Source organism: Ruegeria sp. CDSC042 (assembly GCF_059610745.1).
Window position 1 is genome coordinate 329,323 of record NZ_JBXWOF010000003.1, and the last position, 14,586, is coordinate 343,908.

The window sequence follows — 14,586 nt, forward strand, 5'->3', positions numbered from 1 at the left end:
CAAGTTAAAACTTCGCAACAGATCCCGTCCGGTTTATTGCGCCGATGATAACCTGATTTGCCGACGGAAGCCGGCAGGTGAGAGGCCGATTTCCCTCTTGAAAACGCGTGCAAAAGCAGAATCCGATGCGTATCCAGCGCGTTCTGCCGCATCCGAAACAGAACTTGATGGGTCAGTAAGACAGCGTTTGGCGATCTCCAGCCGCCAAGCTGTTACGTATTGCATTGGCGACATCGCCATCTTTTTCTGAAACTGAACGGCAAAGTTTGTTCGTGACATGCCTGCAATGCGCGCCATTGTTTCTATCGTCCAGGATGCGCTTGGATCCTTGTGAAACGCGTCAAGAGCCCGAGCCAGATGGTGATCAGAGAATCCGTTCAAGCCCCACCTCGAGGATTCGTCACTTTCCACAAACGAACGTATGGCCTGCGCAAGTATGGCTTCTGACATCTTCAAAGCAATGAGATCGCCACCGAGGCGAAGACCCCCGGCCTCATCTCCGATCATGCGCAGTGTCGCCTCCATCCATTTTCCAGCGGATTCCCCGTAATTCCTGAGGTGAATGATCGGTGGAAGGCGTTCCAACAGTATATGTTTTGCATGAGGGTCGAATGAAAAATGGCCGCAGATAAGTTGCGTGTCACGTTCATCGCCGTCGCCGCCGTAAACCAGAACCCCAGTCCCAGTGTATCCCGACCGTTCGATGACCGTGTCCAGCGGCAAAACTGCATCTCTCGTTTCAGCCGCGCAGTACAACTTGTGTGACGCGCCATGCGGAACAATCAACAGATCGCCCTGCTCCAGCCCCACCACTTTTTCATATCCTTCAACTTCGATCAGGCAATTGCCCCTATGAGCAAAATGAAATCGGGCGACGTTTTTGAACTTGGGAACTTCAATCCCCCAAGGGGTGGTCAACGAAGTTCGAAAATAGAGCGCGCCTTGAACAGACAGTTTCGTAAGAATATCGCTAAGCAAATCAAGCATGCATTTTCATGGCAGTATTTGGCGATTTTGTACAGCAGCTTGAACGATCTGCACAGAAAATCGAACGTTCCCGCATATATCTCACTTCCCGGTTCGGATTACTCCTATTGCCATCGTAACACTCAGTGGAGTCTCCAAAATGAAGAAACTGATTTCCGCATTTGCTGTGGCACTTTCCATGACTGGCGCTCAAGCCTCTGCGCAGGACGTCGCCGAGATGAGCGATCTCGAATACGCTCACATTGCCTATACGGCCGACAACATCGACATTCGGTATGCCTATCTGGCGCTGGCTTTGTCGTCGAACCCCGACATCCATGAATTCGCAAACACGATGGTCCGCGACCATACTGCCGTGAACGAAGCGGCCTTGGGCCTGCTCGAAAAACTGGGCGCGTCAGCGAAGGACAATGCGTTCAGCCAAACGCTGAATGCAAATGCCGAAGAGATCATCGATGGCTTCGTCAAGCTGCGTGGAGCAGAGTTTGATGCCGCTTATGCAGCCAATGAATTGGCCTATCACCAGGCGGTGAATGATCTGGTGGAGAACACAATGATCCCCAATATCGACAATGCCGAGGTGAAGGCTCTGTTCGAGCAGGGCCTTGAGATCTTTAAAGCCCATGAAGGCCACGCCGAAATGATGGTCGAGGCACTGCAGTGATGGAAAAAGCCCATTCACGCCGTCGCGTAATGGTTGGAGCGGTCGCATCGGCGGCCGTTCACGCTTTAACCCGAACGCGGGCCCGGGCGGCAGAACCAGTAGTCCACGAAGTCAGCATCAAAGCATTTGCATTCACGCCAAAGCTTCTGAACGTGTCTGTTGGTGATACCATTCAATGGACCAATGAAGATCTGGCGCCACATACGGCCACGGCAGATGAGTTCGGATGGGACACTGGGGAGATCCCAAACGGTGTCAGCGCCAAAGTTGAGGTTACCAAAGGTATGGAAACAACATATTTCTGTGCTTTTCATCCACATATGAAGGGAACAATTGTGATTATGTGATTTGGCTCATTGGATCGACTGAACGAAAGCGGATTATGATGCAGGGCGCAGCATATGGAGCTTTGGGCTTCGCGCCTTCCAGCTTCTGTTGGGGCACACAAAGATGGACAGCACGGTCAGGTATCTTGGTGTTGAACTTGAAGATGCCCTGGCTATTGCTGAAGCCATTGAAATACAATATCTCTGGGCCGCTCTCGCAGGCAGCCCGATGCGGACCGTCATCGCAACTTCAAGTGCTGCGATGCAGTGTTCTCAAAATCCGGCGATGGTCACGAGCAATATGCGACTTCACTGCACGGAAGTGAATGAGTGCTTTTATTGGCATATTCTTTCGACAGAAACTCGGGTGACTCGAAGAAAGTGGATTTCTGTCTGGCAAACACTGTTTTGTGTTCTGACACCCTATCCACTAGGGATGGTGTTGCATTTAGCAGGAAGCGAGCCGACCTATGCATAACATCATTGCACGAAGAAACTTCGCCGTTGCGGTAGCCGAAGAGGCGGGCGCGCTTGCACTAGAGTATTTTGCTTCCAGAGACACCTTGGTCATTGATCAAAAAGGCGCACAAGACTGGGTCAGCGAGGCGGATCGCAACGTCGAAACCTTCATTCGTCAAAAGATTATGAACTCTTTTCCTGATGATGGGATTTATGGCGAAGAACACGCCGAAAAAGCTGGCTCCAGCGGTTTTGACTGGGTGATCGATCCGATTGATGGGACAACGAACTTCGTCAATGGCATTCCGGCCTGGACGATTGTCTTAGCGGGCGTCTCAGACAGTCAGACGCAGGTCGGTGTGATTTTCGAGCCAAACGTTGGTGAAACTTACGTGGCGGTCCGAGGCGAAGGTGCCACTTTGAATGGACACGCCATGCAGGTTGCCTCAAGCGTGGAACTTGCAAGTGGGACCGTCTCAATTGGCTATTCGAACCGGGTCGAAGCATCAAAGGTCATTCCGGTGATTGCGGCCCTTATCGAACGTGGCGCTCTCTATCATCGCAATGCAAGCGGTGCGCTTTCGCTGGCCTATGTCGCGGCGGGACGTCTATTGGGGTACATTGAAGAGCACATGAACGCCTGGGATTGCCTCGCCGGTCAGTTGATGATTGCCGAAGCAGGTGGCGAGATCGAGGATCAAGACGCCGACGGGATGATCCGGGACGGTGGTCGCGTGATCGCTGGTACACCGGCCGTGTTCGAGACCTTGAAAATGATCTGCGACGACGCTTGGAACGAATGACGTCGTTCAGGCAATCGGGCTCGACCCGAATTCAGGTTGAAGAGTATTAATATCCGCACGCCTGAAGTGGCCCAGACCAGGTTGAACAATCCGACGATCGATTTTCTGCCCTGCAAGATGGCATCAAAGCAGTGTTCCGACCGCGCCGTGGGTTAAAATGGCCAAGTCTCTTCTGTCGTGGTTTTTGACGATTGACAGGACTGTTCGAACGATACGCAGTTGCGCGGCATGGGCTGTTTCCCAACTGCAGAAGCTGGACTTGGGTGCCTTGAAGAAAGTGTCAGCGGCGGACCTCGAATATCGAGGGAAGAAGGGATCCGGTAGTGCTTCGGTCGTTCTCACTCAATCCAGGCTCGGAATTCGCGACCAGCCCCAAAGGCTTTGCAAGGATAGCGTCTGTTTCGGACGCTTTTCGCTCGGTACTGGACCAGATATCTGTCGCGCTAGACATGGCCTTACTTTGTGAAAATGTGTCGGCTCGGGCGCGGCCAATTTCACTCAAACCCCATTCGGTGACCGGTGTCTCTGGCTCAAGGACGACCTCCGGTTGAGAGACGGCTAAAAGTTTACCCACGTCACCCTTCCGGCAACAGAACGGGGCCACGTTCGGCAAAAGACATTTTGACTTCCGAGCCGATTTCCAGTGGCTCGTCCACGTCGTCCTGCACAGCAAATACCTGCCCGAAGGCACCGGCCAGAGTGTACTCCATCCGCACGCCAACATAGGTCGCCTTGGCAACTTTGGCCGGGATGCCGATATCAGATCCAATCAATATCCGTGACGGGCGCACGGCCAGCGTTGCGGGACCAGGCGTTAGGCCACGAGAGGGGAGCGTGTGTTGATAGCCCTCGATTTCGATCGTGGCTAAATCGCCTTTAACGGAAAGAATAGTGCAACTGATCAGGTTAGCCTCACCAATGAAATCGGCCACGAACCGGTCAACCGGCGCATCATATAGTTTACGCGGCGTGCCGATCTGTGCGATGGCAGCGTTGCGCATGACGACAATCTCATCTGAAACGGCAAGGGCTTCTTCCTGATCGTGAGTCACATAGACGACGGTCAAACCGAGATCTTGCTGAATGGCGCGGATATCTTCGCGCACCTGGCGGCGCAGTTTTGCATCGAGGTTTGAGAGAGGTTCGTCAAAGAGCAAAACCTGCGGTTCCAAAACCAATGCACGAGCGACGGCAACGCGCTGTTGCTGCCCCCCGGAGAGTTCACTTGGCAAACGGTTGTCGAAGCCCTTCAGGCCAACCAAGTCTAACCCATGCAGCGCGCGCGATCGGGACTCGCGCTTGTCAAAGCCGGAAAAGGTCAACCCATACATGACGTTCTCTAGCACGCTCATATGCGGAAAAAGCGCGTAGGATTGGAATACCATCGACACGTCACGGTCGGTAGCGGGTAATTTGGTCACGTCTCGGTCGCCGATCAGAATTCGGCCCGAGGTCGCCATTTCCAGACCTGCGATCATGCGCAACGTCGTCGTTTTGCCGCAACCAGAAGGGCCCAAAAGCGTCACCAACTTGCCGGCCTGGACGTGTAGATCGATGCTGTCGACAGCCACCACATCCTTGCCGAACACTTTCGAAACACCGTCGAAACGAACAGGCGCGGCCTTACTTGCTATAGTCGTTTCGGTCATGTCGTTTTCTCTGTCCCGAGTTGTGTACGTCGCCCGATCTGAACACGGCCCACGAGGATTTGTAACATCCCGACTGCCGCCAACATCACGAAGATCAGCGTTGTGGAATATGCGATTGCAAGACCGTAATCGTTGTTTTCGACCCGACCGATAATGTAGCTGGTGGCCATGTCATACTCGGCGGAAACAAGGAATATCACCGCCGATATCGCCGTCATTGCCCGGACAAAACTGTAAACCAACGCAGCCAGGATAGCGGGCCGTAAAAGAGGAAGAATTACCCGCCTGAAAGTCTGCCAGGAATTTGCACCGAGCGTCAGCGAAGACTCGTCAAGCGACTTGTCTAATTGTGACATAGACGCAATACCCGCGCGAACCCCAACCGGCATATTGCGGAAGATAAAGCTGACGACAAGGATAACGCCTGTGCCAGTGATCTCGATCGGGGGCACGTTGAATGCCAGGATATAGCTGACGCCAATAACCGTGCCGGGAATAGCGAAAGAGAGCATCGTGCCAAACTCAAACGCATTCTTTCCCGCAAAACTTTGCCGTGTCAGCAGATAGGCAGTGACCAACCCCACGGCGGCCGTCAACGGTGCGGCAATGGCAGCAATGGTGATTGTGGTCCAGAAACTGTCCCAGGCGGCTCCGGTCCAGCGAATACCTTCTTCTTCGAAGCGAACCGAAAAGGCTGTGACGTAGTGTTTGAACGTCAGCGAGTTATCAACGCCCCACAGTTCGACGATACTTCCATAGATGATCATCCCGTAAACCACGGCAGTGAAAACCGCCCAGGCAATTGCAATGCCCAGAACCGGTATGGCAAGGCCGCGCGGCATCAAGGGGTGCACACCCGCGTCGCCCTTGCCGGAAACGGTGGTATAACTCTTTTTCCCCAGCCACGCGCGCTGCGCATAGAAGGCGGAAAGTGTGAAGAACAAGAGCACCATGGCCAGAACAGCAGCACGGCCCTGATCGTACTGCGCTCCGACGATGGCGAAGAAAATCTCAGTCGACAGCACATCGAAATTCCCGCCCAAAACAAGCGGGTTGCCAAAGTCGGCCATGGATTCGATGAACCCAAGCAGGAAGGCATTGGCCAGGCCGGGACGCATCAGAGGCAGGGACACGGTTTTGAATGTTTGCCAACGATTGGCTCGAAGGGTTTGGGCGGCCTCTTCCATCGAAGGTGACACCCCTTCGACCACCCCGATCAAAACCAGAAAGGCGATCGGCGTAAATGCCAGAGTCTGAGCGATCAGCACCCCGGGCATGCCATAAAGCCAGCGCGTAGGCTGCACACCAAAGATCTCAGCAACAAATTTGGTGACCGAACCGGAAAGCCCAAACAGCAGGATCAGTGCAAGACCAATCACGAAGGGCGGTGTGATAATCGGCAAAACTGTCAACGCGCGCATCCCGCGTTTAAAACGAAAACCTGACCGTGTGACGACAAGCGCGAAACAAAGGCCAAGCGCGGTTGTGATGAAGCCCACAAGAACTGCAAGAAACAGAGAGTTCCACGCGGCCCCGCATTTGGCACCGGCAAAACAGCCCAATCCCCAAAGTCGGTCATCAAAGAATTTCGAGGCAAATACCGAAACTGAATAGGCACCATCTTCGGTAACGAAGGCGGCAAACAACATCTTCGCAATTGGAAAGAAAACGAAAATTGTAACAATGGTGATTACGCCACCAATAGCGCTGACGACGAAAACGTCGCCATTTATTGCGCCGCGGGCCGCAATACCCTGAGTTAAAAGGAACAGGAACGCTGTGGCGCAGATCATCGCGCCGTATCCCATGCCGAACTGGCGGATCTTCGGTTCTCCGAACAGCGCCTTCATCCAGTCGAAATTGAATCCGCGAATGCCAATTGAGAACCCTTGCGCAATCAGCCAGCCAAAACCCAAGGCACCAGCCAAAATCAGGATACGTGCGTATTGTGGATCGGACTTCGGTTTGCCGAGTATCAACAAAGGCAAGGTAAGCGGGACCAAAAGCGGCGTAAGCCACAGCTTTTCGCCCTGTCCGATCAGGAAAACGGCGGGCGCATAATCTTCATCGAACGGATATCCATCGACCAGCCATACGAATGACCAAATGCCATCCTCCACCATGAACCATGGCAGTAGGCAGAAACCTACCCACCCGGCAACAATCCAGAAGATCAGAACCGGGTGGTTCGTTTTTGGTGTGGTGTCAGTCACTTACTGTGGCAGTACTGAGACCTCTTCGTCCCATTTCTGCAAGAGACGCTTGCGTTCGTCAGACGAGCCGTACTTTTTGAAGTCATAGTCAATAAGCTTGATCTGGCTCATGTCAGGTGCGCTTTCAGAGGTCTCCGAATTTTTGTTGGACGGAACCTGGAAGGCGTTAACCTCAAGCGCAAGGTTCTGGGCCTCGGGGCTGAGGGCCCAGTCATAGAACTTTTTGGCTTCTTCTTCATTTCGAGCGCCATCAATGATCGACATCGAGCCGATTTCATAGCCTGTGCCCTCGCATGGGGCCACGACCTTGACCGGAAAACCTGATACGGCCTGCTTGACCGCATCATGCATGAAGACGATACCGATGGTGTTCTCACCCCGGCCGGCGGCCTTGATTGGGGCTGAACCCGACTTGGTGTATTGGTTGATATTCGAATGTAGGCCCTTCATGAACTCAAAGCCGTCGTCTTCGCCAAATATCTGAACCATCGAGGCAAGCGTCGTATAAGCGGTGCCCGAGGAATTCGGGTTCGCCATTTGCACGTGCCCTTTATACTCGGGCTTCAGCAAGTCTTTCCAACATGCGGGCTCGGGCAAGCTGTTCGCGGCCAAGAGGTCGGAGTTATAGCCGTAGCCGAGTGCGCCTGAATAAATTCCGATGGTCTTGTTTCCTGCACTTTCAGCCTGCGAGATCGCCCAGTCGTGAAGCTGGTCACGCATCGGCGACACGTACTCCATCGTCAAGCCTTCTTCGGCGGCTTGCAAATGGGGATCACCGGTACCGCCCCACCATACATCGCCTTTAGGGTTAGAACTTTCCGCGCGAATTTGTGCAAACGTCTCGCCCGAGGACTTGCGGGTCATATTGACGTCTATGCCGGTGGCATCCTCGAAACTGCGCGCCATGAGTTGACACCAATCTTCCTGTGCCGAGCAGTAAAACGTCAGCTTCTCAGCTTGGGCCGCAGTTAGCGAAGCCGCAAATGCTATCAGCGATCCCGCCAGCGTTGTCGTCAGATTTTTCAATTTCTTTCCTCCCCTATGTGTCGTGCCGAAATTCCCAGCGCGATACTCGTCAATTCGTCGTTAGGGGCGGTCGCTCTAAGTCGCTAGTTGATCTAATTGCGTTGGCCAGATCAAAATCCGACCAGCCTCCCAATGACAGAAGCAATCTCAACACTGTACTGTTGGTTCTGCAAGAAAATTCAACGAGCATTGGTTTTTTGCACCGGTGGGTTTTGAACCGCCAAGCCTGTTTACAGCACCAAGTTTGAGTATCGGGAGCGTATTTCGATGCCGCATTGATTAGGTAGCCCTTTGCTGGGGCGGCCGCTTCCTCCAGCGTAGAGCAAGCATCGTATTTCGAACTTAAGGTCTGCTTTTCGCCTGCAAACTAGGTCTCTGTGCGAGTGCTGCGAACTTCTGCTTTCCTGAAGGTATTTCGATGCGGGCCGAGGTACAGCTTTGCCTTCGCCGCAACTGATGAAAAATGCTCGGAGCGCAGCTCAGGCTGAACAGCAAATACGCATAGCGTCGAGAATCGCGGCGTGCATATTGCGGCCTGCGATCGCGTCACCAATTCGGGCCAGATAGAACTGGCCATCCGGCTCTTCTTCCCTGAACGGGAACGCACCATTGACCAGCGCCTTGTGATCGACCTGTCCAAGGTTTCGCGAACCTGGCTTTAGGTCATGATAGAGCTCGTCTATCGGAATCAGACCTTGCTCGACGACCACGTGGTCTACAAGACGTTTGGTGATATCACCGGTCAAGGTATGACGCAGGCTGGCGCACACCCGGTTTCCCTCTTGGCTTAGAGCACGAAGTTCGTGGAGGCAGGTAAAGGTCACCCCGTTGGCTGCCAGATCGCGCAAAGCAACGGCAGAGGTCGTTGGGCCAAGGTCATGCAGAATCGCCCGGTCGGGGGTCACAAGTTCGACGCTGTGGCCAGCGCCTGCCAACATGTCGGCCGTGACTGCCGCGGGATGGTCTCCAATCTCGTCGAACAATAGAACTTCGCCCGAGACACGCGCTTCTCCGGACAGAACCTCCCAACTGGAGAGCGCCAGATCGCCGCCTGGAATGGATACTGGCTCGGGCCATCCTCCGGTAGCAACTATGACTAAATCCGGGGCTTCTCTAAACACGTCACTGGCCTCGACAAAGGTATTCATGCGGAGATCAACACCAAGGGTGTTAACCTCGGAAATCAACCAATCGGCGACACCCCATATCTGCCTGCGTGTCCCGCCCTTGGCTGCCAAAACAAGCTGCCCCCCCAGCCGATCTGACGCCTCGAACAAAACCACATCGTGACCGCGCAAGGCACTGACCCGCGCTGCCTCCAGACCGCCAGGTCCACCGCCGACGACAACCACCTTCCTTCGGGTGCGGCTGGCAGGAATGACATGGGGTAAAGTTTGCTCCCGCCCGGTGGCGGCATTGTGTCCGCACACGGCGGGCTTGCCCTGATTGACCCGGTCCACGCAATACCCGAGGCCGACACAGGTACGGATACGATTCTCTTCCCCACGCGCCAGTTTTGCCACCAAATAAGGATCAGCCATTTGGGCGCGCGTCATGCCGACCAGATCGACATGGCCGCCTGTAACCGCGTGGCGAGCCGTTGCAATGTCTGCGATGCCGCCTGCATGTAGGATCGGCAGGTTGACGGCTTCGCGGATGCGTCCGGCCACAGTAATATGCGGAGCGGCTGGCAGACCCATAGGGCGCACCCATTCAGCAAGGCCAAGGTCATCGTAGGGCGCCCCGACCAGGATGTTGAGCAGGTCGACATGGCCACTATCTTCGAGCATCCGGGCGGCGGCAATGCAGTCCTCGGCGCTCAGCCCGCCCTCAATCAACTCATCGCCGGTGATGCGCATGGACAGTATGAACTTCGGACCGACCTCTGCGCGCACCGCATCCAATACCTGCAGGGTCAGGCGCATGCGGTTCTTCAACGTTCCACCAAAGGCATCGTCGCGTTGGTTGGTGAGTGGAGACAGAAACTGGCCCAGCAAATGCGAGTGGGACAGAAGCTCGATCCCATCGAACCCGCCCCGCTGACAACGTCGCGCCGCAGCGGCATAATCGCCGATCACTCGTTCAATGTCCTCTTGTTCCATTGCTTTGGGAAAGGCGCGGTGCGCGCGTTCGCGAACGCCGGACGGGGCAATAACCGGCAACCAATGCCCATCATCCCAAGCAGTGCGGCGTCCCATATGAGTGATTTGACACATGATAGCGGCCCCATGCAGATGCACGCCATCCGTGAGCTTCCGAAACCAGGGAACGATACTGTCGTCGCCGGCATAAAGCTGGCCGAATACCGAGGGGCTGTCGGCAGCGATATTTGTCGATCCTCCGATCATTGTCAGGGCGACGCCACCCTTGGCCTTTTCTTCGTGATACAGCCTGTAACGGTCTCGCGGATGACCATCTTCGACGTAATTGGGCGCGTGAGAGGTGCTGACGATACGGTTGCGCAGCGTCAGGTGCTTGAGCTGAAACGGATCAAGTAGTTTCGCCATGATCAACTCCCTTCGGTAATGACACCGGTCTAAAAACAGCTCCGGGTCGGGCCCGTTTGACAGCTTCTGTGACTGACAACGTTCGCTGTCAAAGCTATGCTACTTGGGAAATACGGGGAGAGAGTTCACTGTTTCCGACACTGATCCACAAAATGACGACCAGACCAAGAAAGGTGGAACGTCACTGACCTTTGACTCAATTGACAGCCAAAACCTCAATGAGTCGGAGGATCACGTCATTCAATTCTAACCTAAACGTTGGGCATTTCTGACCCAGAAAGTATACGGTTAGAGTCTCAAATGAGCCCTAGCCATGGGGTCCAATCCTATTGAGACATGGCGTTAAGGATGAAAAGGGTAATACTCAAGGAGTTTCATGAACGCGTTGCTTAGCCGCCGAACCCCGCCGCCTCGGGAAGCCACGTGGATAAAGATGGGAATGCAAAGACGAGGATCAGGCCCAGCAGCATTAGCGCTGCATATGGCAAGGCGCCGCGAATGACCTCGTACAAAGGGGCTTTGGCAATGCCCTTGATGACGAAGAGATTCATCCCCACGGGAGGTGTGATCAGCGCAAGTTCGAGGTTGATCATTAGAAGGATGCCGTAGCAAATTGGATCGATCCCCAACGCCAGCATGACAGGAAAAACAATTGGCGTCGTGATCAGGATGATCGAGATGGTCTCCAAAAACATACCCAGCACCAGAATGAGCAGCATAACAGCTACGACAAACATGGCGGGGCTGAGGCCCATTGCCGTCACTTGTTCGACGATCTCTATGGGCAGGCGAATAATGGTTACGGCGTGACCAAACAGCGCCGCAGCAGCCAGGATCATGAACAGCATCGCCGTTGTGCGTACAGTCTCAAACGCAGTCACCCAAAGGTCGTTCAGACCGAAATTGCGGTAAACAACTACGCTGATGAACAGCGCGTAAAGGCAGCCAATAGAAGCTGCTTCAGTGGCCGTAAATACTCCGAGGTAGATTCCACCCAAAACCACCGGTGGCATCAACAAAGCCCAGATCGACTGTCTCATACGTGACCAAATAACGCCCATACCTGCAAATGGTTGAGAGACAACTGTGCCCCCAAACCCAGCGCTGACCATCGCCCAAACCGCGAATATGACAGCCATCATGATACCCGGCACCAACCCGGCTGGGAAAAGAGCTCCGATCGAGGCCTCGGTTACAATGGCATAGAGAATAAGAGGCCCAGAGGGAGGAATTAGAATCCCGAGCGTACCGCCCGCTGCAATCACACCGTAGGAATAGCTGGGGCTGTAGTTGAAGCGCTTCATCTACGGGATAGCGGTCGAGCCAATAGTTAAGTGCTGTGGCTACAGACGAACCGGAAATGGCTGCGAATATGGTGCAGGAGAGGATCGTGGCGACCCCAAGTCCACCACGCAAATGGCCGACCATTGCATTTGCTGCATCGTAAAGGTCCATAATTGCCCAATAGCAGCCATTGATCGTGTATGCAGAGAACGTCAGCGATGAACCCATTTTGTGAGTCCGGTTTTCATGCTGCGTGCGCTCGCGGCGTGGGAAATGCTGCGGTAGCGTAAAGTATGGTGCTGTCGGGCAGCGGGAAAAGCCGCCATTCATGCAGAGTGCAGCAAGGATCAGGGACTGAATTTACGCACTGCGCACACAGCGGGCTTCTGCAGATAGGTTGCTGTCGTCTTCTGATCACATACTGGTATCATCAAGCCCGGCAAAAGGTCTGATCAATCCGGAGGAGCAGACGCTCGCTTAAATGCCGCGAATATCGGCATCGGACCCAAGTGAAATCAAAGTACAACCGTGCATAACACCGCGCAGTTCGGCGAGGCCACGCATTCTGCCTATGAGCGGGTAGCCGGGCTGGAAAGGACGAGTGAGATCGTTCAGCAAAGCGTGGCCATGGTCCGGGCGCATGGGAATCTCATAATCTGATCGCCCCTGATTGCGGCGCCGCGTTTCTTCGACCATCAAGGCGCGAATTGTTGCAACCATATCTGTGTCTCCGGCCAAATGTTCGGACTCGGAAAAACTATGGCGATTGCGGTCGCTTGAACCGTCCCGCACGGTATTGCGAAGATGTACAAAGTGGATCCGATGGCCGTGCTGAGCAATGAAGGATACTGGGTCGAAGTCTTCGGCAACACCCAATGACCCGGTGCATAGCGTTGCTCCGTTTGCCGGGCTGTCAACGGCATCCAACACGGTCGCGTAATCACTTTGCGACGACATGACCCGTGGAAGCCCAAGCAGTGGAAAAGGTGGGTCATCCGGATGGCAACAGAGCCGGACGCCGAGGCCTTCGGCCGTTGGAACAACCTCGGAAAGGAAATCAACCAGGTTGGAGCGGAGGGTTTCGGGCGTCATGCCAACATATGCGTCGAGGTTTCGTTTCACGTCCTCAAGAGACCAATTGTCGTTCGCCCCCGGCAAACCAGCGACGATATTGTTCGACAGTTTCAGGCGATCTCCATCACCCAGATCTGCAAACCGGACCCGTGCGGCTTCTATGATCACCGCTGAATAATCTTGCTCCGCGCGTTGCCTGCATAGGATGAAACAATCGAACATGACAAAATCCAAGAGATCAAACCGCATTGCGTGCCCACCATGTGGCAGCGGATGGCTCAGGTCTGTGCGCGTCCAATCCAGCACTGGCATGAAGTTGTAGCAGACTGTGTGAATGCCACATTCGGCCAAATTACGTAGGCTTTCCTTGTACATTTCAAGGTGTTGCCTTACCGGGCCGGTTTGCGATTTGATCGCTTCGGACACCGGAACGCTTTCAACAACGTCCCAGGTCAATCCAGATGGAACGCCTCCGGGCTGCTCAATCTGTTGCTGCCGCTCTTTGATGTGCTCGACTGACCAAACCTCTCCTGTTGGAACATGGTGCAAGGCTGAGACGATGCCGGTTGCACCGGTTTGCCTGATTTCGCCAATGGAGATCGCATCAGAAGGGCCAAACCAGCGCCAAGTCTGTTTCATGATCTTGCTACTCCTTGATCAAGACGTATCACTAACCCGTCTCATCCTTACCAAGATCTAAGTTAACCGGGACGAGTGCGCCTTTGTGACGGACGACATGGCCTGCCAGACGACACCCCTTGCGTATGCCTGTTGCCAAATCATCCTGCCTAACAACGCTTACCAAGACACCTGCATTGAAACTGTCCCCTGCCGCAGTGGTATCGACAATGCCCCTCGCTGGATCAACGCCTACCTCTCCACGTTGACCTGCTTTTTGAAAAACCACAGGCTGCGCGCTGTTCTTGACGACAATCTGATCGACACCAGCCTTTGCATACCGATCCAGCGTCGCAATTGAATCGCCGTCCCCGAACCATACGGCTTCGTCATCATAAGATGGCAGAACGATATCGGATTGCGCAGCAGCTTTCATAACTGTGTCTGTCATTTCCTGCGGCGTAGACCAAAGCTGTGGTCTTAGATTTGTATCAAAGGCAACAGTCGTTCCGGATGCACGTGCACGACGCAACGCATCGAACAGCATTTCGCGTGATTGTGGATCGAGAATAGCGAGGGTTATTCCAGAAAAGTAGATTAAGTCTGCGCCCTTAACTGCCCGCCCGAGTGCAATCTCGTCGACCGCAAGTTGCCTGGCGGCAGAGTCGCTGCGCCAGTATGAAAAACTGCGCTCACCATTGCTGAGATGGATGAGATATAGCCCAATCGTTTTGCCCGCAATGACTTGGACGTGCGTGTCGGATATCCTGCTGTCTTTCATGAACGCCCGCAGATCCTGCGAAATCGCATCATCTCCGACAGCCGTCAGATAGTTGACGTCGATATCTGCGGCGATTTGTGCAAGATACCATGCTGTATTGAAGGTATCGCCCGCAAAACCAAGCTTGAATTCACCAAACCGTTCAGATGGGGCAAGTTCTGCCATGCATTCGCCGATTGCCAGTACACGCATATC

The 14,586-nt window shown here is 54.3% G+C and carries 11 protein-coding genes and 2 pseudogenes; 4 read left to right on the top strand and 9 right to left on the bottom strand.

Annotated features, from left to right (window positions below):
* Positions 1-33: 33 nt before the first annotated feature.
* Positions 34-987: an AraC family transcriptional regulator gene (locus AC2FHX_RS09330; RefSeq protein ID WP_496701362.1), complete on the bottom strand. Its 954-nt coding sequence runs from the start codon at positions 985-987 to the stop codon at positions 34-36.
* Between the two features lie 139 nt (positions 988-1,126).
* Between AC2FHX_RS09330 and AC2FHX_RS09335 the strand changes: the two genes are divergently transcribed.
* From AC2FHX_RS09335 to AC2FHX_RS09350, 4 genes and pseudogenes are all read left to right on the top strand, one after another.
* Positions 1,127-1,651 carry a DUF4142 domain-containing protein gene (locus AC2FHX_RS09335; protein WP_496701364.1) on the top strand — a complete coding sequence of 175 codons (525 nt, stop codon included), beginning with the start codon at positions 1,127-1,129 and terminating at the stop codon, positions 1,649-1,651.
* Positions 1,651-1,998, top strand: a complete 348-nt coding sequence (locus AC2FHX_RS09340) for a cupredoxin domain-containing protein (protein WP_496701365.1) — start codon at positions 1,651-1,653, stop codon at positions 1,996-1,998. The genes AC2FHX_RS09335 and AC2FHX_RS09340 overlap by 1 nt, the downstream gene beginning before the upstream one ends.
* A gap of 67 nt (positions 1,999-2,065) precedes the next feature.
* Positions 2,066-2,173 (top strand): annotated as a pseudogene (locus AC2FHX_RS09345) (integrase); the annotation flags it as partial.
* Between the two features lie 274 nt (positions 2,174-2,447).
* Positions 2,448-3,239, top strand: coding sequence for an inositol monophosphatase family protein (locus tag AC2FHX_RS09350; protein WP_496701367.1), 792 nt, complete (start codon positions 2,448-2,450; stop codon positions 3,237-3,239).
* Positions 3,240-3,814: 575 nt separating this feature from the next.
* Here AC2FHX_RS09350 and AC2FHX_RS09355 read toward each other — a convergent pair.
* From AC2FHX_RS09355 to AC2FHX_RS09390, 8 genes and pseudogenes are all read right to left on the bottom strand, one after another.
* Positions 3,815-4,888: an ABC transporter ATP-binding protein gene (locus tag AC2FHX_RS09355; protein WP_282022435.1), complete on the bottom strand. Its 1,074-nt coding sequence runs from the start codon at positions 4,886-4,888 to the stop codon at positions 3,815-3,817.
* Positions 4,885-7,101 carry an ABC transporter permease gene (locus tag AC2FHX_RS09360; protein WP_142637633.1) on the bottom strand — a complete coding sequence of 739 codons (2,217 nt, stop codon included), beginning with the start codon at positions 7,099-7,101 and terminating at the stop codon, positions 4,885-4,887. The genes AC2FHX_RS09355 and AC2FHX_RS09360 overlap by 4 nt, the downstream gene beginning before the upstream one ends.
* A complete protein-coding gene (locus tag AC2FHX_RS09365; protein WP_142637631.1) occupies positions 7,102-8,127 on the bottom strand; it encodes an ABC transporter substrate-binding protein in 1,026 nt (341 codons plus the stop codon).
* A gap of 479 nt (positions 8,128-8,606) precedes the next feature.
* Positions 8,607-10,634 carry an oxidoreductase gene (locus AC2FHX_RS09370; protein WP_496701370.1) on the bottom strand — a complete coding sequence of 676 codons (2,028 nt, stop codon included), beginning with the start codon at positions 10,632-10,634 and terminating at the stop codon, positions 8,607-8,609.
* Between the two features lie 389 nt (positions 10,635-11,023).
* On the bottom strand, positions 11,024-11,938 hold the full coding sequence (locus AC2FHX_RS09375; protein ID WP_496701372.1) for a TRAP transporter large permease: 915 nt from the start codon (positions 11,936-11,938) through the stop codon (positions 11,024-11,026).
* Between the two features lie 85 nt (positions 11,939-12,023).
* Positions 12,024-12,248, bottom strand: a pseudogene (locus tag AC2FHX_RS09380) (hypothetical protein); the annotation flags it as partial.
* A gap of 147 nt (positions 12,249-12,395) precedes the next feature.
* Positions 12,396-13,631: a mannonate dehydratase gene (gene uxuA / locus AC2FHX_RS09385; protein ID WP_496701374.1), complete on the bottom strand. Its 1,236-nt coding sequence runs from the start codon at positions 13,629-13,631 to the stop codon at positions 12,396-12,398.
* A 31-nt stretch (positions 13,632-13,662) separates the two neighbouring features.
* Entirely contained in the window at positions 13,663-14,583 is a 921-nt protein-coding gene (locus AC2FHX_RS09390) for a sugar kinase (RefSeq protein WP_271952738.1), read from the bottom strand.
* Positions 14,584-14,586: the final 3 nt, after the last annotated feature.

Excerpts from the sequence above, each read along its gene's own strand:
- AC2FHX_RS09350 (WP_496701367.1), top strand. The coding sequence starts at position 2,448 with ATGCATAACATCATTGCACGAAGAAACTTCGCCGTTGCGGTAGCCGAA.
- AC2FHX_RS09375 (WP_496701372.1), bottom strand. The coding sequence starts at position 11,938 with ATGAAGCGCTTCAACTACAGCCCCAGCTATTCCTACGGTGTGATTGCA.
- AC2FHX_RS09335 (WP_496701364.1), top strand. The coding sequence starts at position 1,127 with ATGAAGAAACTGATTTCCGCATTTGCTGTGGCACTTTCCATGACTGGC.
- AC2FHX_RS09330 (WP_496701362.1), bottom strand. The coding sequence starts at position 987 with ATGCTTGATTTGCTTAGCGATATTCTTACGAAACTGTCTGTTCAAGGC.
- AC2FHX_RS09370 (WP_496701370.1), bottom strand. The coding sequence starts at position 10,634 with ATGGCGAAACTACTTGATCCGTTTCAGCTCAAGCACCTGACGCTGCGC.
- AC2FHX_RS09390 (WP_271952738.1), bottom strand. The coding sequence starts at position 14,583 with ATGCGTGTACTGGCAATCGGCGAATGCATGGCAGAACTTGCCCCATCT.
- uxuA (WP_496701374.1), bottom strand. The coding sequence starts at position 13,631 with ATGAAACAGACTTGGCGCTGGTTTGGCCCTTCTGATGCGATCTCCATT.
- AC2FHX_RS09355 (WP_282022435.1), bottom strand. The coding sequence starts at position 4,888 with ATGACCGAAACGACTATAGCAAGTAAGGCCGCGCCTGTTCGTTTCGAC.
- AC2FHX_RS09340 (WP_496701365.1), top strand. The coding sequence starts at position 1,651 with ATGGAAAAAGCCCATTCACGCCGTCGCGTAATGGTTGGAGCGGTCGCA.